The 24,125-nt window shown below is 70.6% G+C and carries 22 protein-coding genes; 15 read left to right on the top strand and 7 right to left on the bottom strand.

Going from position 1 to position 24,125, the window contains the following annotated elements; translation table 11 throughout:
- Window position 1: 1 nt before the first annotated feature.
- The 3 genes from VZL07_RS17540 to VZL07_RS17530 are packed head-to-tail and all read right to left on the bottom strand — an operon-like array spanning window position 2 to window position 4,774.
- On the bottom strand, window positions 2–1,282 hold the full coding sequence (locus VZL07_RS17540) for an extensin-like protein (RefSeq protein ID WP_426756702.1): 1,281 nt from the start codon (window positions 1,280–1,282) through the stop codon (window positions 2–4).
- 5 nt (window positions 1,283–1,287) lie between these two features.
- Window positions 1,288–2,247 (bottom strand): ParA family protein, encoded by a 960-nt coding sequence (locus VZL07_RS17535; RefSeq protein ID WP_426756701.1) that lies wholly within the window; start codon window positions 2,245–2,247, stop codon window positions 1,288–1,290.
- A 40-nt stretch (window positions 2,248–2,287) separates the two neighbouring features.
- Window positions 2,288–4,774, bottom strand: coding sequence for a HEAT repeat domain-containing protein (locus VZL07_RS17530; RefSeq protein WP_426756700.1), 2,487 nt, complete (start codon window positions 4,772–4,774; stop codon window positions 2,288–2,290).
- 421 nt (window positions 4,775–5,195) lie between these two features.
- On the opposite strand from VZL07_RS17530, the gene VZL07_RS17525 reads away from it, so the two are divergent.
- The 5 genes from VZL07_RS17525 to VZL07_RS17505 all read left to right on the top strand — a co-directional run bounded on the left by VZL07_RS17525 (window position 5,196) and on the right by VZL07_RS17505 (window position 9,513).
- Entirely contained in the window at window positions 5,196–5,561 is a 366-nt protein-coding gene (locus tag VZL07_RS17525) for a helix-turn-helix transcriptional regulator (RefSeq protein ID WP_426756699.1), read from the top strand.
- Window positions 5,562–5,706: 145 nt separating this feature from the next.
- Window positions 5,707–6,606, top strand: a complete 900-nt coding sequence (locus VZL07_RS17520) for a fatty acid desaturase family protein (protein ID WP_426756698.1) — start codon at window positions 5,707–5,709, stop codon at window positions 6,604–6,606.
- Window positions 6,607–6,686: 80 nt separating this feature from the next.
- On the top strand, window positions 6,687–7,460 hold the full coding sequence (locus VZL07_RS17515; protein ID WP_426757308.1) for a helix-turn-helix transcriptional regulator: 774 nt from the start codon (window positions 6,687–6,689) through the stop codon (window positions 7,458–7,460).
- A gap of 340 nt (window positions 7,461–7,800) precedes the next feature.
- A complete protein-coding gene (locus tag VZL07_RS17510; protein WP_426756697.1) occupies window positions 7,801–8,811 on the top strand; it encodes a hypothetical protein in 1,011 nt (336 codons plus the stop codon).
- Between the two features lie 36 nt (window positions 8,812–8,847).
- On the top strand, window positions 8,848–9,513 hold the full coding sequence (locus tag VZL07_RS17505; protein WP_426756696.1) for an ATP-binding cassette domain-containing protein: 666 nt from the start codon (window positions 8,848–8,850) through the stop codon (window positions 9,511–9,513).
- A gap of 37 nt (window positions 9,514–9,550) precedes the next feature.
- Here the strand turns inward: VZL07_RS17505 and VZL07_RS17500 are convergent, their stop codons facing one another.
- A complete protein-coding gene (locus tag VZL07_RS17500; protein ID WP_426756695.1) occupies window positions 9,551–10,882 on the bottom strand; it encodes a sensor histidine kinase in 1,332 nt (443 codons plus the stop codon).
- Between the two features lie 113 nt (window positions 10,883–10,995).
- Window positions 10,996–11,628 carry a phospholipase D-like domain-containing protein gene (locus VZL07_RS17495; protein WP_426756694.1) on the bottom strand — a complete coding sequence of 211 codons (633 nt, stop codon included), beginning with the start codon at window positions 11,626–11,628 and terminating at the stop codon, window positions 10,996–10,998.
- 97 nt (window positions 11,629–11,725) lie between these two features.
- On the opposite strand from VZL07_RS17495, the gene VZL07_RS17490 reads away from it, so the two are divergent.
- From VZL07_RS17490 to VZL07_RS17465, 6 genes are all read left to right on the top strand, one after another.
- Window positions 11,726–12,409 (top strand): TetR family transcriptional regulator, encoded by a 684-nt coding sequence (locus VZL07_RS17490; protein ID WP_426756693.1) that lies wholly within the window; start codon window positions 11,726–11,728, stop codon window positions 12,407–12,409.
- A gap of 28 nt (window positions 12,410–12,437) precedes the next feature.
- Window positions 12,438–13,889 (top strand): aldehyde dehydrogenase family protein, encoded by a 1,452-nt coding sequence (locus tag VZL07_RS17485; protein WP_426756691.1) that lies wholly within the window; start codon window positions 12,438–12,440, stop codon window positions 13,887–13,889.
- A gap of 59 nt (window positions 13,890–13,948) precedes the next feature.
- Entirely contained in the window at window positions 13,949–15,388 is a 1,440-nt protein-coding gene (locus tag VZL07_RS17480) for an aldehyde dehydrogenase family protein (protein WP_426756690.1), read from the top strand.
- 435 nt (window positions 15,389–15,823) lie between these two features.
- Window positions 15,824–16,414, top strand: coding sequence for a hypothetical protein (locus tag VZL07_RS17475; protein ID WP_426756689.1), 591 nt, complete (start codon window positions 15,824–15,826; stop codon window positions 16,412–16,414).
- Between the two features lie 214 nt (window positions 16,415–16,628).
- Complete coding sequence (locus VZL07_RS17470) at window positions 16,629–17,207, top strand: PH domain-containing protein (RefSeq protein WP_426756688.1); 579 nt, start codon at window positions 16,629–16,631, stop codon at window positions 17,205–17,207.
- On the top strand, window positions 17,200–17,967 hold the full coding sequence (locus VZL07_RS17465) for a PH domain-containing protein (RefSeq protein WP_426756687.1): 768 nt from the start codon (window positions 17,200–17,202) through the stop codon (window positions 17,965–17,967). Before VZL07_RS17470 ends, VZL07_RS17465 begins: the two co-directional genes overlap by 8 nt.
- Before the next feature lie 190 nt (window positions 17,968–18,157).
- On the opposite strand, the gene VZL07_RS17460 is transcribed toward VZL07_RS17465, so the two are convergent.
- Window positions 18,158–19,780, bottom strand: coding sequence for an ABC-F family ATP-binding cassette domain-containing protein (locus tag VZL07_RS17460; RefSeq protein WP_426756686.1), 1,623 nt, complete (start codon window positions 19,778–19,780; stop codon window positions 18,158–18,160).
- 186 nt (window positions 19,781–19,966) lie between these two features.
- On the opposite strand from VZL07_RS17460, the gene VZL07_RS17455 reads away from it, so the two are divergent.
- The 3 genes from VZL07_RS17455 to VZL07_RS17445 all read left to right on the top strand — a co-directional run bounded on the left by VZL07_RS17455 (window position 19,967) and on the right by VZL07_RS17445 (window position 21,884).
- Window positions 19,967–20,593: a phenylalanine--tRNA ligase beta subunit-related protein gene (locus VZL07_RS17455; RefSeq protein WP_426756685.1), complete on the top strand. Its 627-nt coding sequence runs from the start codon at window positions 19,967–19,969 to the stop codon at window positions 20,591–20,593.
- Between the two features lie 23 nt (window positions 20,594–20,616).
- Entirely contained in the window at window positions 20,617–21,393 is a 777-nt protein-coding gene (locus VZL07_RS17450; RefSeq protein ID WP_426756684.1) for a DUF481 domain-containing protein, read from the top strand.
- Between the two features lie 152 nt (window positions 21,394–21,545).
- The gene (locus VZL07_RS17445; RefSeq protein ID WP_426756682.1) at window positions 21,546–21,884 is read left to right on the top strand and encodes a CBS domain-containing protein; all 339 of its coding nucleotides are present in this window, start codon (window positions 21,546–21,548) and stop codon (window positions 21,882–21,884) included.
- 13 nt (window positions 21,885–21,897) lie between these two features.
- Here the strand turns inward: VZL07_RS17445 and VZL07_RS17440 are convergent, their stop codons facing one another.
- Window positions 21,898–22,818 carry a LysR family transcriptional regulator gene (locus VZL07_RS17440; protein ID WP_426756681.1) on the bottom strand — a complete coding sequence of 307 codons (921 nt, stop codon included), beginning with the start codon at window positions 22,816–22,818 and terminating at the stop codon, window positions 21,898–21,900.
- A gap of 93 nt (window positions 22,819–22,911) precedes the next feature.
- On the opposite strand from VZL07_RS17440, the gene VZL07_RS17435 reads away from it, so the two are divergent.
- A complete protein-coding gene (locus tag VZL07_RS17435; RefSeq protein WP_426756680.1) occupies window positions 22,912–23,724 on the top strand; it encodes an oxidoreductase in 813 nt (270 codons plus the stop codon).
- Window positions 23,725–24,125 lie beyond the last annotated feature (401 nt).

Raw genomic sequence — 24,125 nt, 5'->3', positions numbered from 1 at the left:
TTCAGCGCACCGTGGCCTGGCTCAGGGCCCGGTGCACCGACTCCAGGGCCTTGCGCGCCTCCAGCAGCTCGGCGCGCTCGGCGGTGAGCGAGGCCACCTGCTGGGCCAGCACGTCGCGCTCGCCCTGGAGCGCCTCCACCGCGCGGCGCAGGGACGCGGACTCGTCCTTGGCGGACTCCAGCTCGCCGGCGAGCCGCTCCTCCTCGGCGAGGCTGTCCACCAGGGACTGCTTGCCGCGGGCGACCTCTTCCTCCAGGGCCTCGCGCTCCTTGGCCGCGGCCTGGAGCGCCTGACGCGTCTCCTGGAGCGACAGCAGCGCCTCGTCGCGCTCGCCTTCCAGCGCGGCCAGCTCGCGCTCCAGGTCGGCCAGCAGCTTCACGCGGCCTTCCATCTCCGCGGACAAGCGGCGCGCCTCGTCCATGCGCAGCCGGGCCTCCTCGGTGGCCTTCTCCGCCTGGCGGCGCGCCACCTCGAGGTCCTGCGTGAGGGAGAGGTTGAGCGCCTTCACCTTCACCAGCTCCGCCTGGAGGTGGGTGATGCGCTCCACCGCGCGCTGGCCCGCCTCCGCCACGGTGGCGGGCAGCGGCTCCGGGCGCGGGTTCTCCCGCACCGCCTTGAGCCGGGCCTTCAGCCGCTCGCGGCGGGACGCGGCGTCCTGCGAGTCCTCGCGCGGCGGGGCTGGCCGCTGGACCTCCACCTCGGTGGGGGGCGCTTCGACACGGGCCACCGGCTCCGCGACGGTGGTGGTGCCATACGGCATGGAGGAGCCGGGAGCCGAGGCCTGCGTCATGGGGTGCGCCTCCGGAGGAGGACTGACGGCGGCCATCGGGCCGTCGAAGTGCAGCGCCTGGGGCGGCGCGGCGAACGTCACGGGCTCCGCGGGCGGCGCGGCGTCGAGCAGGGCCTCGACGTCTGGCGGCGGAGAGCCGAACGTGACGGGCTCCGCGGCGTAGGCCTCCGGCTCCTGCGCGGGCGCCTCGTCGACGGGCGCCTCGTCCGGCACGGGGGCGTCGTAGGCGGACACGTCGGCGGCGGGCTCGTGCGTGCGCAGGGCGGCGTCCATGGCCTGGGCGGCGGTGGGACGCGGGGCCCGGGCGCGCTCGATGCGGGCGCGCACCTCGGAGGAGAGGTCGGGAGCCTCGGCGGTCGCCTCGGGCGCGGGGGCCTCGGCGGCCTCCGGCTCGGGAGGCGTGGGCTCGACGGGGTCGACGAGCCCGGTCAGCGCGCCCAGGCGGAGGCGCGGCTTGGCTCGGGACACGTTCTGTTCGAAGGCTTTCTTCATGGTTCTCAGCCGGCCTGCTGGGTGCCCTTCGTCTGGGCAGCGGCTGCCGCGGCCACCAGCCGGGGCAGGATGTTGTCAATCATGGCCTGGATGTCGTTGGCCCCCTTGGACGAGGGGTCCGCGACGAACACCGGCCGGCCCTCACTGGAGGCCTGCGCGAACTTGGTGCACTGCCGGATGATGGTGGGCAGCAGGAACTCCGGATAGTGCGTCTGGAGCGCCTCCAGGGCCTCCTTCGCCAGCTTGAAGGTGGCGTTGAAGGAGTTGACCACGATGAAGACGTGGTCGAGCACGTGGTTCAGGTCCTCCTCCAGGCTCTGCACCGTTTCGAACAGCAGCTTGAGGCCGTGGAAGGACAGGAAGTCCGCGAGCACGGGGACGAACAGGTCGTTCGCCGCCATCAGCGCGTTGAGGTTGAGCAGGCCGAAGGACGGCGGCGCGTCGAAGACGACGACGTCGTACTGGGCCTCCACTTCCTTGAGGGCGTTGCGCAGCTTGAACTCGCGGCCGGCCATGGGCATCAGCGCGAGGTCCACCGTGGACATCGTCAGATTGGACGGGACGAAGTCCAGGTTGGGCAGCGAGGACTTCTGGATGACCTTGGCCAGGGGCGTCTTGCGGACCAGGACGTCCAGCAGCGTCTTCTCGAAGTCCTCGCCCTCGTAGCCCAGGCACTTGGTGGCGTGGCCCTGGCTGTCGAGGTCGATGAGGAGCACCGCGTAGCCCAGCTCCGCCAGGCGCCAGGCGTAGGACGTGGACAGCGACGTCTTGCCGGTGCCGCCCTTGAAGTTGAGGAAGAGCTGGCGACGGTGGCCCAGACGCTCCGGGAAACGGTCGAGCGTGGTGCGCAGCTCCCAGATGTCGTCCGGCGTGTAGGCGTCCTTCCGCGATTCCTCCGGAATCTGCTTCGGGGACACGCCGAGCATCTCGGCGACCTGCTTGGAGCTGTACGTCGGCGCTTCCATGGACGACCCTTCGAAAGACGTGCGGGACGGCTACCTTGCCTCAAGCGGCGAAGTATTTGTGCCCCCTTCGAATCACCGCTCCCCGAGCGGATAACAGGGTGAGCGCCTCCTGGGCGAGCTCCGAAGGCGCCGAGAGCGCGACCGCCAGCTCGACGAGCGAGCGGCCACGCACCGCCGCGCGGACCTCGGCCAACATCTGGGTGCAGAGTGCTTCCACGGGGGAGGCACTGGGGCGCGCGGGCGCCGGGCGAGCGGGCTCGGCGACCGGAGCGCGCGCGGCGGGAGCCGGCGCGGCCTGGCCGGCCACGGCGCCCATCGCCACCAGGGCGGCCTGGACGGGGGACAGACGGGCGGGCGGCGGGGTGGCGGGGGCGCGAGGTGCCTGCGTGGGACCTGGTGTTCCGGCGGCCGGGGCACGCTGCGCGGACGCGGCAGGCGCGGTGTGCGCGCCTGTGGACACCGGGGTGCCGGGAGCCGCCGCCCGAGGCGCGGCGGCAGGCGCGGTGTGCGTGCCAGTGGACGCCGGGGTGCCGGGAACTCCCGCCCGAGGCGCGGCGGCCGGCGCGGCATGAGCGCCGGCGGCCCTTGGCGACCCGGCAGCCGCGGCACCGCCACGAACACCCGCGGCTGGATTCATGGCGCCCTGGGCGCCAGCTCCCCCGTGCGCGACGGATGGCGCCGAAGCCCCCCCCTGGGCACCGCTGCCCGAAGTCGCCTTCGCCTGAGGTGCCCCTGGTGGCACGGCCCCGGGAGCCATGGGCGAGACCCCAGTGGCAGTAGCCCCACCCTGCGCCGACGCCGCTGGAGAAATCCGCGCCTGCGGCGTCCCCATCGGCCCGGCGCCAGCGCCCTGCGCCGAACGCGCCTGGGGCACACCCCTCGGCACGGCCCCAGCGCCCTGCACCATGCTGCTCGGGGCGACACCCCTCGGCACGGCCCCAGCGCCCTGCGCCATGCTGCTCGGGGCGACACCCATCGGCACGGCCCCAGCGCCCTGCGCCGCGCTGCCCGGGGCCACACCCATCATCGGCACGGCCCCAGCGCCCTGCGCCGCGCTGCCCGGGGCCACACGCGCCTGCGGGGCCCCCAGCTGCGCGCCGCCCACGACCGCGACGGCATACGCGGGCTGCTCGGCCACCGCATGGACCTGAACCGGCGCCATGGCCACCGCGCTCGCGGAGGCCACCGCCGCGGGCGCCACCACCGGGCGAGGCTCCTCCAGCCGCGCCCGCACGGGCTTCACGGGCAGCGTCGCCAGCCGGCGAATCTCCCGCCGCCGGTGCGTGTCATCCAGGTTCACCACCGCCGACACGTCCTGCCCCAGGATGCGGGACAGGCTCTGCGCGGCGGCCTTGCGCACGCGCAGCTCCCGATCCCCCAGCGCCCCCAGCAGCAACGTGCGCGCGTTCTCACCACTGCCCGCGCCGAGCGCCAGCGCGGCCAGCGCGCGCGCCTCGGGGTCCGCGTCGTGGATGGCCTCTTCGCCCAGCCGCCGCGCCGTCTCGCCTTCCAGGCCCAGCGCCAGCAGCGACGCGCGACGGCGCACCGAGCGGTCCGGGTCCTTCATCGCCTGCGCCAGGTGCGGCGCCGCGTCCTTCGGCGCCAGCGTCAGCAGCGCCTTGAGCGCCGCGATGCGCACCTCCGGCACCGGCGACGCCAGCAGCGGCGACACCACCGAGGCGCCCTCCTCCTGGCACAGCGACGCGAACGCCTGGAGCAACGCCACCTGCGCCGTGGGGTCCGTCTCCGCGTGCAGCGCCGACGCCAGCGCGGGCGCGGCGGCCGGCTGCGACAGCGCCTTCAACCGCTCCGCGGCGCGAACGCGGGCCGCGCAGTCCGGCGCGGACAGCTCGCGGATGGAGAACCCGAAGAGCGTCTCGTCCGACGTGCCACCAAAGCCCGCGTGCGAGGACAGCTCCGCGTGCTGTGCCGGGCTCACGCTCAGCCGCCCCGCATGGAGGAACCGCTGCGCCTCGCGCGCCACGGGCGACAGGCTGTCATCCTCGGGCGCCGCGGCCACGGGCGGCTCGCTCACCGTCGCCGGCGCCAGGGTGCTGGCCGTATCCCGCAGCGCCACCGACGAGCCGCGCGTGGGGACCACCAGCCCGCGCGCCACCGGCCCGTTCTCGCCGCGCAGGATGACCTCGCTGCGCAATTGGGAGATGAACGAGGCCAGGTCCAGCCCCAGGTCGTCGTCCTCGTCGTCGCGCTCCTGGGCGGTGGCGCGGATGCGGCCCACGTCCAGCAGCTTGTCCATCATCTGGTTCCGCTCGGCGCGCAGGGCCTGGTTGAGCCGGTTGAGCTCCTCGCGCTCGGCCTGCAGGCGGCCCACGCGGACTTCCAGCTCGGCCACCTCGCGGCGCAGGTCCAGCTCGCGCTGGTGCGCCTCCGCCACCTCGCGCTTGAGGTGCTCCATCTCCTCGCGCGTCGAATCCAGCTCGCTGTGGAGCTGCTGGGCACGCGCCTCGAAGTAGACGATCTTCTCGAGTGCGCTCTTGAGCAGCGCGTCCGGACGCTCGTCGCTCACGACCTCAACAGCCTCCCCGCCAGGCGCGCGGAGCGGCCTGCGGATCCGAGTCACCGGGGGTTTGCACCGGATTCCCGGTACCTACCGGGGCGCTCACCCTACGTCAGACGTCCTCACTTCGTAAACCACGGAAACAGCAAGGCTTTTTCCGGGCCATCCCGAGCCACCATTGACAACGCCGCGCAGGCCGAATTTTCGGCTTCCGCGCGCATCCGGCGGCCGCCCGCGACACATGCGACACGGGGGGTTGAAGCGCTCGATTCCGGACGCTCCAGCAGGCCCTCCCGGGAGCCCAGGAATGTCAGACCCCACTCGTAATCTGTGTTCCACGAGGCAGCCAACGGCCGTCACTTCTCCCCGGTGCCTCTCCGCCTGGATGCGGGGGGACGAAGCCCTCTTTTCGACAGGTTTCCCGCACGCCATGGAACAACGACTGGCAACCCTCATTGGAAACGCGGTCCGCGCGGCGCGACAACGGCTGGAGCTGACCCAGGCCGACGTGGCCGAGCGCGTTGGCATCGCCACCGAGGTGTATGGCCGCCTGGAGCGCGGCCACATGCTCCCCAGCGTCCGCACGCTGCGCAAGCTGTGCCTGGTGCTCAACTGCTCATCGGATGTGCTGCTCGGCATGGCGGGCGCCGGCGTCGAAGGCGCGCCCGCGCTGGCCGAGGACCCGCCGGAGTATCGCGAGCGCCCCGAGGTCCGCCGGCTGCTGCGCACGGTGCGAAAGCTCGACGCACCGCGGCTGCGCCTGCTGGGACAGGTGGCGCACGCGCTCGAGACGTAGCGAGTCGAAGTGACCCGGCCCGGGGGCAGTGGAGACCCTGGCCGGGACGTGAAGGGTGGTGAGGGGCGGACGGATTGCGCCCTGGCGCAAGCGCTTGGCGCGTGGAGTGAAGCAGCCACGATGAGGGGGGCGTACTGAAAGCTTCATGACCCCCGCCCGCCCCCCGCCCCCTTCCGCCGACCTGCCACAGCTCGCGGTGCATGCGCTGTGGTGGGGCTGGTTCCCGGCCTTCATCCTGAGCTGGGACGCGCTGCCGGGGTTGGGGCGGCTGGGGATGTGCCTGCTGGGCTGGGCGATTTGCTTCTGGAACTACGCCGTCCTCCACAACCACATGCATGTCTCCATCGCCCGGCCCCCGCTCATGCACTGGGTGGTGTCCCGGACGCTGGGCATGGCCTGCGGCTTCCCCTACCGGGGCTATTACATCCACCACCTCAACCATCACCGCTTCGATGACGGGCCGGGGGACTGGGGGCGCCGCCGGCCGGGGGAGCGCGTGCTGCACTACTGCCTGCGCTCGGCGCTGACGCCCTGGCTGTGGCCCTACGAGACGCTGGGCCACGTGTGGCGGTGGGCCCGGAAGAAGAACCAGCGGCTGGAGCTCGCCCTGGACTTCCTGGTGGTGGACGGCACGCTGCTGGCGCTCGTCGTGTGGAAGCCCGCGCTGGGGTTGGCCTGGTGGGCGGTGCTGCTGGCGACGCAGGTCTGCATCCACTGGCTCAACCTGGCGGCCCACTTCGAGACGGACTCGGAGCACAAGGACGCCCTGGGGACGACGTCCTACTCCGCCTTCTACAACCGGTGGTTCTTCAACGCGGGCTATCACCAGGCCCACCACCTCAAGCCCCAGGTGCCCTGGTACGAGCTGCCGGCCCTCACCGAAGAGCTCGCCAGCAAGGCCATGGTCCGGCCCGAACTGACAACCGGGCTTTCTCCCATCAATCCGTTCTGGGTGGCCCGGGTGGCGAAGCGCTATTCTGCCAAGCCGTGCGATCCGCAGACGGAGTCGAAGATTACCTCCGGGACCCCCACGGCCGTTATCTAGTCGGGGAGAGCTTCCTCCACTGGTACGCCTCGGAGGACCTGTGCGGCTTCGTCCTCTGGGGACGTCCCGGTGAGGCCCAGGTGCGCCGGCTCGTCCAGGTGCTGGACGTGGAGCTGTCTCCCGCCAAGCCCCATGCCTCGCTGGTGGACGCACGCCGGCTGGAGGCCGCCGACCCCATGGCCTTTGCCGCCCTGGTCAAATACATGCAGCCCCGCGAGAAGGTCTTCAGCACCTCCGTGCTGAAGCAGGCGCTGGTGCGGCCCGAGGGCGTGGTGGGCGCGGTGGTGGGCGGATTCTACACGCTGCTGTCCGGGGCCTACCCCAGCCGCGCCTTCACGGCGCCCGACGAGGCCCTGCAGTGGCTGGGGCAGCCGGAGGCCGTGGCGGCGGCGCTGCTGGAGGAGCTCAACGGGCTGGTGGCCGAGGCCACCGGGCAGTCCCCGCTGCTGCGCGAGCTGCACCAGGTGATGCGGGCGCGACTGCCAGAGGTGAATCTGTCGGACGTGGCCCGGGAGATGGGCATGTCCGAGCGGACGCTGCAGCGGCGCCTGAAGGAGGCCAGCACGTCCTTCCAGGCGGAGCTGAACGCGGTGCAGGTGCGCATGGCGCAGTCGCTGCTTCGCGAGTCGAACATGAAGCTCACCGCGGTGGCGGTGGAGGTGGGCTGCGCCTCGCTCCAGCACTTCAGCAGCCTCTTCCGCAAGCTGGTGGGTGAGTCCCCCAGCGCGTGGCGGGAGCGTCAGCAACGGGGGAGTGGGACGCCCACGCCCCGTGAGGAGCCCACGGCGGAGGCGGCCCCGGCACCCGCCGGCGCCTCCGCGCCGGTCGCCGCCACGCCCGAGGTGCCCGAGTAGCCCCGCCGTCCCAGCGTGGGACAGGCGCCTGGAAGAAGCCGGGTCCCGCAATCCAAGCCAGACTGCACAGCCGCTCAACCCTTCCGTAGAGGGCCTAGCCCGAGGTCGCGCGCCGGGCGGCGCCCTCCAACCCCCTGACACGCCGGGGCCCGCGGTTCGCCGCTCGCGGGAGTCCCAGGCTTTCTGTTCTCAGGCAGTTTCCAGACAGACATCCAGCCGCCGTGCGGCATCGAAGCGGCACATCGACCCGATTTGACAATAATTATCCAGCGACACTACAAATCTCAGACACGACGTCCACCGCAACCGGCCCTTCCCGGTGGCCTCGGAGCTGCCTCCCTTGACGCCCGGTCAATTACAGACAGCGCTGACGGACGCCATCCAGCTGGCGAGGCAGGTGGACCTGCGCCGGTGCGAGCAGTTGGAGACGCGGCGCCTGCTGCAGGAACCCGTGCCCGCGCTGCGCGGCGCCGTCCTCGCGGGAGCCCGGGCGCTGGGCTCGGTTCACGCCCACTACGAGCCGGAGGAGCAGGACGCCGCCACCCATGCCGACGCAGGGCGGCAGCGCATCGCGGACCTGGCCTTCGTCGCGCGGCTGGACCTGGGCGAGCGGCTGGAGCGACTGGGCGCGATGACGGTGTCCGAGGCCCCCTGGAGCGTCATCGCCACGTGTGGGAGCGCGCGGCGCCGCCTGTTCAAGTGCGCGGCCGCGGTGGAGCGCGCCCTGTGCGAGCACGAGGGCCTGGCCCCGCGACTGGAGGGACTGCTCACCCAGGAACTGGAGCGCTCGCTGAAGGTCCGCCAGGCGTACGTGTTGTTCCGACGTGGGCTGCTCACGCGGGCGGAGCCCACCGCGCCGTGGCTGCTGCCCGTGCTGCGCCGGGCGGCGGTGTGCTTCTCCGAGCTGACGGGGCGGGACATCTACGAGGACCTCCGCATCGAGGACCGCACGGAGCTGCGGCGGCTCCAGGCGGCGGTGCTCGGGTGGCTGAATGGAGAGGACGGCCACGCCTTCGAGTCCGGCCGCCGGCTGTGGCAGGACGTCGCGGTGTTCGCCGAGCTGCTGACGCAGGTGAACCTCCGCCCCGAGCTGCGCGAGCATGACCAGGCGCTGCTGGGCTCGCTCCTGCGGAGCCTGGAGCGGGAGGCCACGCTGAGCGTGGAGCGGCTCGCCGAGCTCGCGCGGCCGCTGCTGGGCGTGGACGACGTGCTCGACGACTGCATCGAGAACCCCACCGCCGTGGAGCGCACGGAGTGGCGGGAGACGCTGGAGCGGCTGGCGTCGAGCCTCCTGGGAGCAAGCGCCGGCCCGCCCCCACCCGAGCAGGACGCTTTCGCACCAGACCTCTGAGCGCCGTCCCCCAGGCCTCGAAAGGAGTGCAGCGCCGTGATTCAAGCCAGGAACCTGAGCGCCGGCTATGGCCCACGCGCGGTGCTGGCGAAGCTGTCCTTCGACCTGCCCTGGCGGCGCGCCAGCGTGGTGCTGGGTCCGGGCGGCGGCGGCAAGAGCACCCTGCTGCGCGCCCTGGTCAACGGACGGAGCGGAGACGGCGCCGACTTCTGGGTGCGGGGTCAGCTCTCCCTGCCCGTGACGGCCCAGGCGGTGGTGCCCCAGTCGCGGCCCACGGAGCCTCGCAGCCTGGGTGAGCTGCTCGGCCCCGCGGCACGCCAGACGCTGGCGTCCGTCTGGGCCTGCGCCCCCGCGGCGGCCGCGCGGCTGGACCGCCTGCGCGAGCGGCCCGTGACGCTGCTGCCCGAGGGCCTGTGGCGGCTGGCGCTGCTCACCGTCGCCATCGCCGGCCGCGCGCCGCTGGTGCTGCTGGACGAGCCAGAGGTGGGCCTGACGGGGGACGGGGTCCGCTGGCTGGCGCGCCGGCTGCTGCTGCTTCGCGCCGAGCGCACCGTGGTGCTCGTCACGCAGCACCTCCCGCTGGCGCGGATGGTGGCCGACCACGTGCTGCTCATCGACGACGGCGTCCTCGTGGACGAGGCCTCGCCCCGGGACTTCTTCGACGAGCCCGCCGCATCCGGCCTCCGGCGGCGCACCGGCTGACCGCACACCGGCCCCGGCGGACGCGGGCCGGCCCGGGTCAGGCGGTCGCGGGCCGCGAGGCCGCCATCAGGTCGAGCACGAAGCGGACGCCGCCGTCGGGGTGGTTCTCCGCCGACAAGGTGCCGCCCGCGCTCTCCACCTGGTCGCGGCACACCGACAGCGCCAGCCCCGCGGACCTGGCGCGGGGGAACGTGAAGAAGGGCTCGAAGAGGCGCGGCAGCACGGACTCGGGGATGTCCGGGCCGTTGTCCTCCACCTCCAGCCGCACACCGGTGTCCGACGCGTGGGCGCGCAGGACGATGCGGCCCGGGCGGCGCGGCTGCGCGGCGTCCACGGCCTGGGCCGCGTTGACGAGCAGCTTCACCAGCACCTCCACCAGCCGCCCCAGGCCCATGCGCACGCGCGGCAGGTCCGGCGCCACCTCCTCCACCACCTCGCTCAGCCCGCGCAGCTCCGCGGACGCCAGCCAGCGCGCCTTCGCCAGGGCCTCCGCCACCGCGCAGGCCTCCTCGTCCTGCGCGTTGGCGCGCGAGAAGTGACGCAGCTCGGTGACGATGTGCTGGATGCGCAGCACACCCTGCTGCGTCTCGTCCACCACGCGCCGCAGGTCCTCCAGGTCCGGCGCCGGCTCGCGCAGCTCCTCGTCGAGGTAGCCCAGGTTGGACTTCACGTAGGACAGCGGGTTGTTCACCTGGTGCGCCACGCCCGCGGCGAGCTGCCCCACCAGGGCCAGCCGCTCCATCTCCGCGCGGTGGAGGTCGGCCTGGGCGCGCAGCCGCTCGCTCTCCGCCAGCCGCTCCAGCGCCACCAGCCGCTCCTGGTCCGCGGCGCGCTCCGCGTCCCGCAGCCGGCGGAACGTCTGCGAGCCGAACACGGACACCCACGCCACGAACGCGAAGGACAGCCCCTGCGACACCGCCACCTGCACCGACGCGCCGGACGCCCAGCACGTCACCAGCAGGCACAGCAGCGTCAGCGCGCAGGCCAGCAGCGTGGGCCGCCGGTGCCCGGGCGTGAAGACGCAGATGATGAGCGGCACCGCGTACAACGAGGGGAAGAAGGGGCTCTGGATGCCGCCGGTGTAGTGGATGTCCAGCGTGAGGCCGGCCAGGCTCACGACGGCGGAGGCGATGCCGATGTTCCGGGTGGAGAACCAACGCGCGCCCACCGCCACGCCCAGGAAGACGAAGCCGGCGCACCAGGCCAGGTGGACCCAGTACATCTCCGTGACGATGCGGCCGAGCGTCAGCGGCTGCATGACGAGCGACAACGCGAGCCCCAGCGCCACCAGGAAGAAGTTGCGGCGCCGCAGCTTGAGTTGAGCCTCCAGCTCGGGAGGCGAGGTCGCGGAGAGAGTGGCCGGGCGCACGGGGGCTTCCTGATGCGAGACGAAAAGCGCGCGTTCGAAGGCGGCACGCTACAGCGGAAGGGCGCTGATTTCAGCGCACGGTGCGTGCGGCCTCCCCCACCCCCACGAGGCGCCTACCGCCTGGCGTTCCCCGTGCCACGCGGGAGCCGCCGGGCCTTGCCCAGGCGCGTGGCGTCGCCGCGCTTTCGCCGTGGCTCCGGCGCTCGCCTGCCCGCCGGCAGGATGGGGTCGGGGCATTCCGCGCGGAGCTTGCACGCCCTGCACTCCGCGCCGCTCCACACCGCCTCGTAGAGCGCCGTCACCCGGTCGATGACGTCGAAGTCCTCGGTGACGAAGCCCAGCTCGAAGTTGCGCGCCGACTCGCCCTTCGCTCCCAGCCCCGCTCCGGTGAGGTTCGCGCTGCCCAGATAGGCCCAGGCCCCATCCACCACCACCGCCTTGAAGTGCACGCGCGGGCAGACCTTGAGCGCCAGGCCTCCGGCCACCAGCCGCGCCCGCGCATCGAACGCGGCGCGGAAGGGACGGCTGGGCAGCTCCGCGTGAAGCAGCCGCAGCGCCACCCCGCGCGAGGCCAGCCCGTCCAGCACCTCCACCAGCGGGACGAAGCGGCCGCCGTGCTCCACGAACATCGCCTTCACGTTGGCGGTGGCCATCCACACCGACTCGCGGGCGTGGAGCAGCTTCTCCAGCACCACCTCCCGGTACAGCGCGCTGCCCGACAGGAGCTCCGCCTCGATGGGACGCATGAGCCCACTCCACCACACATCACCCCACCCAGCCAGCCACTCAACAAATGACCTTGAGTCACTTGACGACTGACCTCGGGTCACCTACCGATGCGTCATGGTCAGCAACCCGGCGGCGAAGGCGAAGCGGGTCCTGCCCCAGCGGGCCCGCAAGGACGAGGACAAGGAGGCGCGGCGGCGGCTCATCCTGGATGAGGCGCTCGCGCTGTACCAGGCCACGTCCTATGCCGAGGTGAAGATGGCGGACGTGGCCGGGCGGGCGCTGCTGGCGAAGGGGACGGTGTTCCTCTACTTCCCCACCAAGGAGGCGCTGTTCCTCGCGTTGCTGGAGGACCTGCTCTTCGCCTGGTTCAGCCGCCTGGAGGGCCTGCTGGCGCAGGGCGAGCCCGACTGGACGGGGCCCCGGCTGGCGCGCACCGTGGCCGAGTCGCTCGAGGGCGAGGAAGCCCTGACGCGGCTGTTGGCGTTGCTCCAGACGGTGCTGGAGCAGAACGTCACGGCCGAGCAGCTCCGCCCCTTCAAGGAGCGGCTGCTGGCGGCGCTGGTCCGCGCCGGCACCCTGGTGGAGCAGCGGCTGCCCTTCCTGAAGGAAGGGGACGGCCCTCGCTTCTTCCTCCACCTGCACGCCCTGGTGACGGGCCTGCGGCACCTGGCGGACCTGGCGCCCGTGGCGCGCGAGGTGTTGGAGCAGGTGCCCCACCTGGCCCCGCTGCGCGTGGACTTCACCACCGAGCTGACCGCCGCCCTCACCACCCTTCTCCGCGGGCTCGAAACCCGCTGAGCGTCCTGCCACACCCCAGGAGAGTCCCATGCTCGAAGCCACCACCGCCGTCGCGTCGCCCCCCACCGCCGACACCGAGCGCATCCGCGCGGTGTTCGAGGCCCAGCGCGCGCACCGCTGGACGATGTCCCGCACCACCGCCGCCGAGCGAATCGCCCGGCTGAAGCGCCTGCGCGAGGCCATCATCGCCCGCCGCGCGGAGCTGGCGGAGGCCATCCATGCGGACTTCCGCAAGCCCGCCGTGGAGGTGGAGCTGACGGAGCTGCACCCCACGCTGGAGGAGCTGAACCACACGGTGCGCCACCTCAAGTCGTGGATGAAGCCCACGCGCGTGGGTACGCCGATGCTGCTGGCGGGCTCGTCCAGCTACGTGCGCTACGAGGCGCGCGGCAACGTGCTGCTGCTGGCGCCGTGGAACTACCCCTTCAACCTGGTGGTGTCGCCGCTGGTGGCCGCCATCGCCGCGGGCAACACCGTCATGGTCAAGCCCAGCGAGAAGACGCCGAACACCTCGCGCTTCCTCGCCCAGCTCATGAAGGACGTGTTCCCGGAGAACGAGGTGGCACTGTTCGAGGGCGGCGCCGAGACGGCGGAGGCGCTGCTGGAGCTGCCCTTCGACCACATCTTCTTCACCGGCAACACGCGCATCGGCCGCAAGGTGATGGAGGCCGCGGCGAAGCACCTGGCCAGCGTGACGCTGGAGCTGGGCGGCAAGTCCCCCGTCATCATCGACGAGACGGCGGACATCGACGCCGCGGCGGAGCGCGTGTGCTGGGGCAAGTTCATCAACGGCGGCCAGACGTGCGTGGCCCCGGACCACGTGTTCGTGCACGCGTCCAGGGAGCGGGCCTTCGTCGACGCGCTGAAGGCGGCCATCACCCGCTTCTACGGCGGCTCGGAGCAGGAGCGGCAGGCGAGCCCTGACTTCACGCGGCTGGTGGACCCGGTGGCGTGGCAGCGGGTGAAGGACCTGGTCGACCGCTCGGTAGCCGCGGGCGCGAAGCTGGAGGTGGGCGGAGAGGCGGACGGGCCCTCGCGCTACATCGCGCCCACCGTGCTCTCGGGCGTGACCATTCACAACCCGGTGATGGAGAGCGAGATTTTCGGCCCCGTGCTGCCGGTGCTGACCTACCAGTCGCGCGAGGAGGTCTACGCGCACATCCGCGCGGGTGGGAAGCCGTTGGCCCTCTACGTGTTCAGCCAGGACAAGCGCACGGTGGAGGACATCCTCCAGAACACCACGTCCGGCGGGACGGTGGTGAACAACGTGCTGGTCCACCTCGCGAACCCCAACCTGCCCTTTGGCGGCGTGGGCACCAGCGGCCTGGGGAATTACCACGGCCACTTCGGCTTCAAGACCTTCAGTCACGAACGGGCGGTGATGGTCCAGTGGATGAAGTCGATGGCTTCGGTGTTCTTCCCGCCGTACCGCGGGAAGTTACAGGAAATCGCCTCCCGCGCGACCCGGATGATGGAGTAGGCAAAAAGCCGGGGCAGGAGGTGTTCTCGAAGCGGGACACCTCCGGAAGGAGCCGGTCGATGCGCGTGGTGAGGCTGGAAGAAGAGCGGATGCCAGACGGCGTGCAGGAGGCGTTCGACCGCCTCCACGCGAGCCGCTGGGACGTGGCGCGCCGCGGCGTGAAGGAGCGGCTGGCCCGGCTGGAGACGCTCAAGACGCAGCTCATCGCCCGTCGCGAGGCCCTGGCGGACGCGCTCTACGCCGACTTCCGCAAGCCGCGCGCCGAGGTGGAGGCCACCGAGGTCCTCCCCGTGCTGATGGAGCTGGCCTACATCCAGAAGCACCTCAAGACGTGGATGAAGCCGCGGAAGGCCTCCACGCCCCTGCTGCTCACGGGCACCTCCAGCCTGGTGCAGTACGAGCCCCGGGGCGTGGTGCTGGTGCTGGCGCCGTGGAACTACCCCTTCCACCTGCTGATGTCGCCGCTGGTGGCCGCCGTCGCCGCGGGCAACACCGTCCTGTGCAAGCCCAGCGAGAAGACGCCGAACACGGCGCGCTTCATGGCGGAGCTGCTGAAGGACGTCTTTCCACCGGAGGAGGTGGCGCTGGTGGAGGGCGGCCCGGAGGTGGGCGAGGCGCTGCTGCGGCTGCCCTTCGACCACTTCTTCTACACGGGCGGGCCCCGCGTGGGCCGGCGGGTGATGGAGGCCGCGGCGAGGCACCTGGCCAGCGTGACGCTGGAGCTGGGCGGCAAGTCCCCCGTCATCGTCGACGAGACGGCGGACGTGGAGGCCGTCGCCGAGCGCGTGGTGTGGGGCAAGTTCCTCAACGGCGGCCAGACGTGCGTGGCCCCGGACCACGTGTGGGTTCACGCCTCGAGGGAAGAGGCCCTGCTGGAGGCGATGAAGGCGGCCCTGGAGCGCTTCTACGGGCGCACCGAGGAGGCGCGCCGCGCGAACACGGACCTGTGCCGCATGGTGGATGACGCGGCCTTCCAGCGCGTGCGCCGGCTGCTGGACCGTACCGTGGAGGCCGGGGCGCGGGTGGTGGCCGGCGGCGGCGTGGACGCGGACTCGCGCTTCATCGCGCCCACGCTTCTCGCGGACGTGTCGCCGGACGCCCCCATCATGGACGAGGAGATTTTCGGACCGGTGCTGCCGGTGCTGCGCTTCGAGTCCCTCGACGACGTGGTGGCGCAGGTGCGCGAGGGCGGCAAGCCGCTGGCGCTCTACGTGTTCAGCCAGCACGAGCCCACCGTGGAGCGGCTCTTGCGGGAGACGCGCTCGGGGGGCGCGTGCATCAACACGGTGGTGCTGCACAACGTGAACCCCAACCTGCCCTTCGGCGGCGTGGGCCACAGCGGCGTGGGCGCCTACCACGGCGAGACGGGCTTCCGGACCTTCAGCCACGAGCGCGCGGTGCTGCGCCAGGGCCGCACATCCCTGGTCCACCTGTTCTTCCCGCCCTACACGGGCAAGGCCCAGAAGCTGGCGCGGCTGGCGAGCCGGTTGTTCGAGTAACGCCGAACGGTTCGTTCCCGGATCAGCCCGAGCCACTTCTCAGGCGAAGCCAGATTCCCAAGTAACTTCAACAACTTAGGCCTCCCTCATTGCCAACTGCTAGTTGACAGGCCACCACCTCGATGACTACAAATGGGTTGGTAGCGAGCAACCCGGTGCCGGATATTCGACGGCACGCTTCTCACCTGAAGGCACTGCCCCGAAGCAGGGAGCCGACAATGGACTCTAGTACCGCGGCGCCGCACGGCATGTACGGGCAACGGCCGAGCAAGAGTGCTGAGTGGGCGCGCAAGCTGCACTTCGAGCGCATGGCCGCCATGAGTCCCAGGGAACGAGTCTTGCTGGCGCTTTCGCTGAAGGGGCGCTCTCGCCTGATTCAGAAGCGGGTGGCATTGCTCCAGTCAGGTGAACTGGAGTGTGGTGACTAGCTCCCCGATGGATGCGCGATACGAGCGGACCATCGAAGTCGCCGAGCAGGTTGTTGAGCTCCTGAAGCGGCATGATGTTCCTGCTATTGTGATCGGTGCCGCAGCGATGGCGGCGCATCATTATGTGCGGCAGACGGAAGACCTTGATTTGGCGATCAATGTCGACCCATTCAAGAGCTTCCGTCAGTTAGAAGCGACCCTTCGCGCTCATGGCTTCGAAGTCACGTTCGAGTACCCGGACGACGGGGACGCACTTGGAGGCGTTCTTCGTATTTTGGGAGCGGATTTCGATCCTATCGAGGTCGTGAACTTCCAAAATCCATGGCCAAGCGCGAGAGATGCAACTGTGCTTGTCCGGGAAGCGATGCAAGCGGCTCACATGCCTTTGGGCCCCGGAAGCCCACTGCATGTCGTCAGCCTGCCGTACCTCATCGCGCTGAAGCTCTATGCGCAGGGGCGTAAGTCCATAAATGATGTGGTCGAACTGCTGGAGCACAACAGAGCGAATCTGAACGTCGCCGAACTTCGGGACGTGTGCAGCCGACATGGATTGAGGCCGTCTCTGGAGCCTCTCCTGGAGGAACTCGGAATCCAATAGCAGGTAGAAAGGCACCGAAGCGCGTATCGACAACGCGCACATGCCAAGCCTCTCCCAGGAAGCTGCTCATCATCGCTCCTCGTGCAGGCTCGTTCCGCGAGCCGTGTGCTTATGTACCGCATGTACTTGATGCCGGGCGGGCCCGTGCAATCACGCCCGTTCCCACCCGTACCACCCGCATCCGCTGCACGCGGAAACCTTCGCACGTCCGTCCATGACCGACTCGTCTCACGCACTCACGGCCGCGACCGGTGACGGGGGCTTCCTGTCGCGCCTGCCCACGGTGCTGCAGCCGCACCGCAGCCTGCTCACCTACTACCTCGTCAGCGCGCTGCTGGCCGGGCCCGGCTTCCCCATCCTCGGGCTCATCCGCTACTTCAAGTACCAGACGCTCCGCTACACGCTGGACGACGAGGGCATCAATGTCCGTTGGGGCATCTTCTTCCGGCGCGAAGTCTCCCTGACGTACGCGCGCATCCAGGACATCCACCTGTCCAGCAACGTGGTGGAGCGCTGGCTGGGGCTCGCGCGAATCCAGATCCAGACGGCCAGCGGCAACGCGCAGGCGGAGATCACCATCGAGGGCATCCCCGACTTCGGAGCCATGCGCGACTTCCTCTATTCTAAGATGCGGGGAAGCCGGGAGCGCGCCGTGCCCACGAACGATGCGGCGCGCCTCACGCCGGAGGGTTCGGATGAGCTCGCGGCGACGCTCCGGGAGATTGCATCGGAGGTGCGGGCCCTGCGGCTGAGCCTGGGCAGCGGCGACACGCGGGAGAAGCAGGATGCCTGACACCGCGCCCGCCTGGTTCCTGCGCCTGCTGAAGGTGCCCCCCGCGCCCCTCATCCCCGAGGGGGCGGCGGTTCGCGTGTTCCGCTCCGCCCCGGCCTACCGTCAGCTCCAGCTGCTCCGCTGGGGCATGCGGCAGGTCGGCGTCGTGGTGGGCCTGATTTTCACCTGGGTGGCGGTGAAGCACCGGTTCGTCCCGAACCTGCCCTATGAATATGCGGACACCGCCTTCTTCATCTTCGAGGTGTTCGCCTGGCTCGCGTTCGCCGTGCAGGCCCCCATCACCTTCCTGGTGGCGTGGCTCGACTACGAGTACCGCTGGTACATCCTCTCCGACCGGAGCCTGCGCATCCGGGAAGGGCTCGTCTCGCTCCAGGAGAAGACGATGACCTTCGCCAACATCCAGCAGGTCTCCATCCGGCAGAACCCGCTCCAGCGGCTGTTCGGCCTCGCCGACGTCAAGGTGGAGACGGCGGGCGGAGGCAGCAAAGGCGGCTCCCAGGACGCGGACGCATCCCACACCGAAGGCCTGCACGAGGCCCACTTCCGGGGCGTGGACGCTCCAGAGGAGATTCGAGACGTCATCATGGCGCGGGTGCGCATGCACCGGGACGCCGGGCTGGGCGAGCCGCAGCATCCCGAGCCGGCCCTCCCCTCCTCCACGGCACCGTCCGCTGACACGCTCGGCGCCGCCAGGGAGCTGCTGGGCGAGGTGCGGGCGCTCCGAGTCGCCGTGTCGGCGCAGGGCCGCGCGAAGCCCTGAGCACAGGCAGGTGCGGCCGGCCTCGCTCGCGTAACCGCCCTGCGTCAGCACGCCACGGCGCGAGGCACGCGCGGCGCTCCTGCTCAGGCGCGTGGCGGGAGCAAGCACGCCGCGAGGCATGCGCGGCGCTCCTGCTCAGGCGCATGGCGGGAGCAGGACGCGGCATGCGCGCCCTGTTCCGCCGCGTGTCTCAGCTCCGCAGGCCGGGCGCTTCCTGGCCCGTGCGGGCCACGTACTCGGTGTAGCCACCGCCGTACTGGTGGATGCCCTCGGGCGTCAGCTCCAGCACGCGGTTGGACAGCGCGGCCAGGAAGTGACGGTCGTGCGAGACGAAGAGCATGGTCCCCTCGTAGCGGGACAGCGCCGTGATCAGCATCTCCTTCGTCGCCATGTCCAGGTGGTTGGTGGGCTCGTCCAGCACCAGGAAGTTGGGCGGGTCGTAGAGCATCTTCGCCATCACCAACCGGGCCTTCTCACCACCGGACAGCACGCGGCACTTCTTCTCCACCTCGTCGCCTGAGAAGCCGAAGCACCCGGCCAGCGCCCGCAGCGAGCCCTGCCCCGCGCGGGGGAAGGCATCCTCCAGCGCCTGGAACACCGTCCGCTCGCCGTCCAGCAGGTCCATGGCGTGCTGCGCGAAGTACCCCATCTTCACGCTGCCCCCCAGCACCACGTTGCCCTCGTCCGGCTGCGAGGCGCCCGCCACCAGCTTCAGCAGCGTGGACTTGCCCGCGCCGTTGACGCCCATGACGGCCCAGCGCTCCGTGCGGCGCACCAGGAAGTCCAGCCCCTCGTAGATGACCCGCTTGCCGTAGGCCTTGTGGACGTTCTTGAGGCTCACCACGTCGTCGCCCGAGCGCGGCGCCGGCTGGAACTCGAAGAGCACCGTCTGGCGGCGCTTGGGCGGCTCCACGCGCTCAATCTTCTCCAGCTTCTTCACGCGGCTCTGCACCTGCGCCGCGTGCGACGCGCGCGCCTTGAAGCGCTCGATGAACTTCAGCTCCTTGGCGAGCATGGCCTGCTGGCGCTCGAACTGGGCCTGCTGCTGCTTCTCGTTCATCGCGCGCTGCTGCTCGTAGAACGCGTAGTTGCCCGAGTAGGTGGACAGCGAGCCGCCGTCGATTTCCACCACCTTGTTCACGATGCGGTTCATGAACTCGCGATCGTGCGACGTCATCAGCAGCGCGCCGTCGTAGTTCTTGAGGAACTCCTCCAGCCAGATGAGGCTCTCGATGTCCAGGTGGTTGCTGGGCTCGTCGAGCAGCATCGCGTCCGGGCGCATCAGGAGGATGCGGGCCAGCGCCACGCGCATCTTCCAACCGCCCGACAGCGCGCCCACGTCGCCGTCCATCATCTCCTGGGAGAAACCCAGGCCCGCCAGGATTTCCCGCGCGCGGCCCTCCAGCGCGTAGCCGCCCAGCTCCTCGAAGCGCCCCTGCACCACGCCGTAGCGCTCCACGAGCTTGTCCATGTTGTCCGCCTGGTCCGGGTCGGCCATGGCCGCCTCCAGCGCCTTCAGCTCGGCGGCCACCTCGCTCACGGGGCCCGCGCCGTCCATGACCTCGGCGGCGGCGCTGCGGCCCTGCATCTCCCCCACGTCCTGGCTGAAGTAGCCAATGGTGACGCCCCGGTCGACCGCGACCTGGCCCTCGTCGGGGTGCTCCTGGCTGGTAATCATCCGGAACAGCGTCGTCTTGCCAGCCCCGTTGGGGCCGACGAGCCCCACCTTCTCCCCCTTGTGGAGCGCCGCGGAGGCCTCGATGAAGAGAATCTGCTGGCCGTTCTGCTTGCTGATGTTGTCGAGACGAATCATGTGCGTACGGGGGGCCCCGGAAGCGGGTGCGGCGCCCTTATGCCACGTGTGGCGCCCCGGGAAGAATGTTCCAAACCCCAGGAAAGCGACTTCTCTTGCACGGGAGCGGACAGGCGGAGGAGCCCCCGGCCGTGGGCTGGAAGTGGGACCTGCCCCCACGCATGCCGTGGCATAGACTGCCGCGCCGTGCTGACCGTCGACCCTCACCCCTCCCTGGATGCGCTCGCCTTCACCACCACCTTCCCCGGGCCCCTGGGCACGCTGCCCTCCCCCGAGTGGCTGGTGGCGCTGCTGAAGCCCGGCGCCTCCGCGCCCCTGGCCAGCGACGACACCGTGCGCGGCGCCATCCGCGACATGCTCCGGCACGGCGGCTACAAGCCCACCGGGCGGGGCAAGCCCGCGTCGGAGTACCTGGTGCGCGCCTCGGGTGACGGCTCGCTGGGCACCATCAACCTCGCCGTGGACGCCTGCAACGCGGTGTCCCTGCACAGCGGCCTGCCCATCAGCGTGGTGGACCTGGACCGCGCCACCGCGCCCTTCCGCATCGGCGTGGCGCCCGCCGGCGCGCAGTACGTGTTCAACGCCTCCGGGCAGAGCATCGACCTCGCGGGCCTGCTGTGCCTCTTCGACGCGGAGGGGCCGTGCGCCAACGCCGTCAAGGACGCGCAGCGCACCAAGACGAACGCGGACACCCGCCGCACCCTCACCGTACTCTGGGGCGCCAAGGCCCTGGGGGAGCGCACGGCGCGCGCCTTCGACTGGTACCGTGAGCTGCTCGAGCGAGTGGGCGCCACGGTGGAGCGGCTGCCCTGAGCCGCGGGGGCGCTACCGACGCAATGGTGGGACCTCGTTTCAGCGGATGGGTGCTGCTGCTCGCATGGCTCCATGCGGCGAGCGCGGCGGCGCAAATCGTCAACGTCCAGGCGCTGTTCGAGGAAAACTCGGCCCCGGGCCATTCCTTCGCGATGGACCTGGGCACGGACTGGCGCACGGGGAGCACCGACCTCTTCAGCGTACGGGGCTCCCTGCTGGGCCAGTGGCGGACGGAGCGGCACACCTGGCTAGGGGTCATCCGCGGCGAGTACGCCTTCGCCGCCGACGAGACCATCGTCTCCAAGACGCTGGAACACCTGCGCTACCGCTACCACGTCACGGAGCGGCGCTCCTGGGAGGTCTTCCTCCAGCACGAGTACGACGAGTTCCGCCGCATCCAGTTCAGGGCCCTGCTGGGCGCCGGCCCCCGGGTGAAGGTGTTGACCGAGAAGAAGGCGACGCTCGTGGCGGGGGTGGCGCTGATGCTGGAGCATGAACGCATCCGCCGTGACACCGAGCCGGACGCGGGGCAGTTCCGGACCGACCCGCGGCTGTCCAGCTACGTGCTGGGGCGGCTGGAGTTCATGGAGAACGTCTTCCTGGTGGAGACCTTGTACGCCCAACCCCGCGTGACGAACCCCGCGGACATCCGCCTGCTCAACGACACCATCTTCGAGGTGAAGCCCAACGAGCGTCTCACGGTGGGCATCGGCTTCAACCTCACCTTCGACAACTCCCCACCGCTCGGCGTCCCCAAGCTCGATACCCAGCTGCGCACCACCGTGGGCATCCGCCTGTAGCGAACGGCCGGGTCCCTCTTCCAGAGACTGTCGCCCGGCCGACAGCGGCGGCCCTCGCATGCCTCCCCGCCCCCGTCAGAGGGGAGCGCCGCTGTTGGCAACCGTCTTGCTTCAGCGCCTCGCAGGGCAACAACTGGGTGGCGAGGCCGGTGATGATGGAACAGGACACGGAGCGCAGGGACGTGGTGGCCAAGGCAGTGACGCTCTTCCCCCGGGACACGGTGGTGAGGGCCCTGTCACTGATGCAGCGATATGGCGTGTGCCGGCTGCCGGTGGTGGACGAGACGCATGGCGAGCTCATCGGCGACGTGACGGAAGACGACCTCACGCGGGTCTGGCAGCTCGCCCCGCTGGCCTGTATGTCGGAAATTCTTTCACTGAAATCCCTGCGGGCCGAGGACCTGGTGGACGCCACCCGCTGGGGGCCGAGAATCGCGCTCGTCTCCCCCCTGGTGGACGTCTACCAGACCAGCAAACGCTGGGTGCAGTAGGCCCCGGGCGCCGTCAGGCCTTCGCCCGGACGAAGTCCACGAAGGCCTTGAGCACGGGTGGCAGGTGCCTGCGGCTCGGGTAGTAGAGGAAGAAACCCGGGTAGGGCGGGCACCACGCCTCCAGCACGCGGACCAGGCGCCGCTGCTGGAGCAGGGCCTCGACCTGGGACTCGAAGACGTACGCCAGCCCCATTCCGGCGAGCGCGGCCTCCAGAATCTCCACCTGGTCGCCCAGCGCCAGCCGGCCGCGCGTCTCCACCTCCAGGGCCTTGCCGTTGCGCTCCAGCTCCCACGCGTAATGGGCGCCGCTGGTGAACCGGAGCTGGATGCAGTCATGGGTGGCCAGGTCCCTGGGCGCCTTCGGCGGTGGATGCTTCGCGAAGTACGCCGGCGTGGCGACGATGGCTGAGCGCAGCGGTGGCCCCAGCGGAATCGCCACCATGTCCGCGGCCACGCGCTCGCGAAAGCGCACCCCGGCGTCGAAGCCCTCCCTGACGATATCCACGAACGCGGCGCCGTCGACGACGTCCACCTCGATGCCCGGATAGGCCTCCAGGAAGGGGCCCAGCACTGGCATCAGGGCCAGCCGCGTCGCCACCCGGGCGGAGGTGATGCGCAGCCGGCCCACCGGGGCCTCCCGGAACGCATTGAGGTCATCGAGCGCGTCGTCGATGTCCCGGAACGCCGGGCGCAGCCGCTGCGCGAGCCGCTCGCCCGCCGCTGTCAATCCCACGCTCCGCGTGGTGCGGTGGACCAGCCGCAAGCCCAGCTTCTCCTCCAGCCCGCGCAGGCTGTGGCTCAGCGCCGAGGGCGTCACCCCCAGCGCGCTCGCCGCGCGACGGAAGTTCAGACACCGGGCGATCTCCAGGAACACCGTCAGCTCACGCACGTCCGCCTGCATGGGGATGCGTACTCCCTTCTCCGTGTTGAGCATGGCTCAACAGTCTTGTGCCTGCCGTGCGCATTCTCTCACGGGTCGCGAAGGCCTACTTCTTCACGTGCAACCCGCTGAAGAGGAGCACATCCCATGAAGACCTGGCTCATCACTGGCGCATCCCGTGGTTTTGGCCTCCGCATCGCCCAGGCGGCCCTCGACGCGGGCGACCGCGTCATCGCCACCGCGCGCAACCCCCGCGGCATCCCCTTGAAGGACCACCCGAACCTGGTGCTGGCGAAGCTGGACGTCACCGACGAGGCCGATGCCCGTCAGGTCGCGCAGAGCGCGGGCCGCATCGACGTGCTCGTGAACAACGCGGGCTTCGGACTGCTCGGCGGTGTCGAGGAGGCGAGCGCCGAGGAGGTCGAGAAGCTCTACCGCACCAATGTCTTCGGCCTGCTCGCCGTCACCCGCGCGGTGCTCCCCGTCATGCGCAAGCAGCGCTCCGGGCACATCATCAACCTGTCCTCCATTGGCGGGTACCGCTCGGGGGCTGGCTGGGGCGTGTACTGCTCCACGAAGTTCGCCGTGGAGGGCCTGAGCGAGGCGCTGCACGAGGAGCTGGCCCCGCTGGGCATCCACGTCACCGTCGTCGAGCCCGGCTACTTCCGCACCGACTTCCTGGACACGGCCTCGCTCTCGCGGGCAGCGAACGTCATTCCCGACTACGCGGAGACCTCCGGCGCGGTGCGGAACCGCGCCGCCGAGCTCAACCACCGTCAGCCGGGCGACCCGGCGAAGCTGGCGACGGCGCTGCTCGAGCTGGCGAAGCTGCCCAACCCACCGCTGCGCCTGGCCCTGGGCAGTGACACGGTGAAGAGCATCGAGGACAAGAACGCCTTCGTCGCCCGCGAGCTGGCCACCCACCGCGCCCTCTCCCTCTCCACCGACTTCGCGTCCTGAGCCCACGTCTCGAGTAGCGCGATGCTCCGGGAGCATCGCGTCGACGGAAGCGAAACCGCCCGTCCCGCCACGACCCTGCATGGGTGCAGGAACGTCATTCTTCTCGCCTGCACCCGAATAACTCTCCACATCGGAGAAACCCCAGTCGCCCGACAAACCCAGACACCGGCGACAAACATCCAATGACAAGGAGCGCGATGCCTCTCCAGGCCCCTTCCACCACACTCTCTCGTCCCAGGCGTCGCGCGTGCCACGGCCCCTGGCCTTGAATCACCGCGTTGTGTCGAGCGATGCGACGTAAGTCTTTTTTGGCCCAGCGGAAACCCCTTAGACGGCATTCAAATACGAGCGCAACACGCCCGGACCGGAATCATCCACAGATACAGAATTGTCGGCATTGC

Source organism: Pseudomyxococcus flavus, assembly GCF_050038885.1.
Taxonomy (GTDB): Bacteria; Myxococcota; Myxococcia; order Myxococcales; family Myxococcaceae; genus Myxococcus; species Myxococcus flavus.
Note: the sequence above shows the minus strand (reverse complement) of the source record. Positions and strands in the feature narration are given on the sequence as shown.

Bases quoted from the DNA above. Each gene is read 5' to 3' on its own strand.
- VZL07_RS17540 (WP_426756702.1), bottom strand. From the start codon at position 1,282: ATGAAGAAAGCCTTCGAACAGAACGTGTCCCGAGCCAAGCCGCGCCTC.
- VZL07_RS17535 (WP_426756701.1), bottom strand. From the start codon at position 2,247: ATGGAAGCGCCGACGTACAGCTCCAAGCAGGTCGCCGAGATGCTCGGC.
- VZL07_RS17525 (WP_426756699.1), top strand. From the start codon at position 5,196: ATGGAACAACGACTGGCAACCCTCATTGGAAACGCGGTCCGCGCGGCG.
- VZL07_RS17520 (WP_426756698.1), top strand. From the start codon at position 5,707: ATGACCCCCGCCCGCCCCCCGCCCCCTTCCGCCGACCTGCCACAGCTC.
- VZL07_RS17495 (WP_426756694.1), bottom strand. From the start codon at position 11,628: ATGCGTCCCATCGAGGCGGAGCTCCTGTCGGGCAGCGCGCTGTACCGG.
- VZL07_RS17490 (WP_426756693.1), top strand. From the start codon at position 11,726: ATGGTCAGCAACCCGGCGGCGAAGGCGAAGCGGGTCCTGCCCCAGCGG.
- VZL07_RS17485 (WP_426756691.1), top strand. From the start codon at position 12,438: ATGCTCGAAGCCACCACCGCCGTCGCGTCGCCCCCCACCGCCGACACC.
- VZL07_RS17480 (WP_426756690.1), top strand. From the start codon at position 13,949: ATGCGCGTGGTGAGGCTGGAAGAAGAGCGGATGCCAGACGGCGTGCAG.
- VZL07_RS17475 (WP_426756689.1), top strand. From the start codon at position 15,824: ATGGATGCGCGATACGAGCGGACCATCGAAGTCGCCGAGCAGGTTGTT.
- VZL07_RS17470 (WP_426756688.1), top strand. From the start codon at position 16,629: ATGACCGACTCGTCTCACGCACTCACGGCCGCGACCGGTGACGGGGGC.
- VZL07_RS17465 (WP_426756687.1), top strand. From the start codon at position 17,200: ATGCCTGACACCGCGCCCGCCTGGTTCCTGCGCCTGCTGAAGGTGCCC.
- VZL07_RS17460 (WP_426756686.1), bottom strand. From the start codon at position 19,780: ATGATTCGTCTCGACAACATCAGCAAGCAGAACGGCCAGCAGATTCTC.
- VZL07_RS17450 (WP_426756684.1), top strand. From the start codon at position 20,617: ATGGTGGGACCTCGTTTCAGCGGATGGGTGCTGCTGCTCGCATGGCTC.
- VZL07_RS17445 (WP_426756682.1), top strand. From the start codon at position 21,546: ATGATGGAACAGGACACGGAGCGCAGGGACGTGGTGGCCAAGGCAGTG.
- VZL07_RS17440 (WP_426756681.1), bottom strand. From the start codon at position 22,818: ATGCTCAACACGGAGAAGGGAGTACGCATCCCCATGCAGGCGGACGTG.
- VZL07_RS17435 (WP_426756680.1), top strand. From the start codon at position 22,912: ATGAAGACCTGGCTCATCACTGGCGCATCCCGTGGTTTTGGCCTCCGC.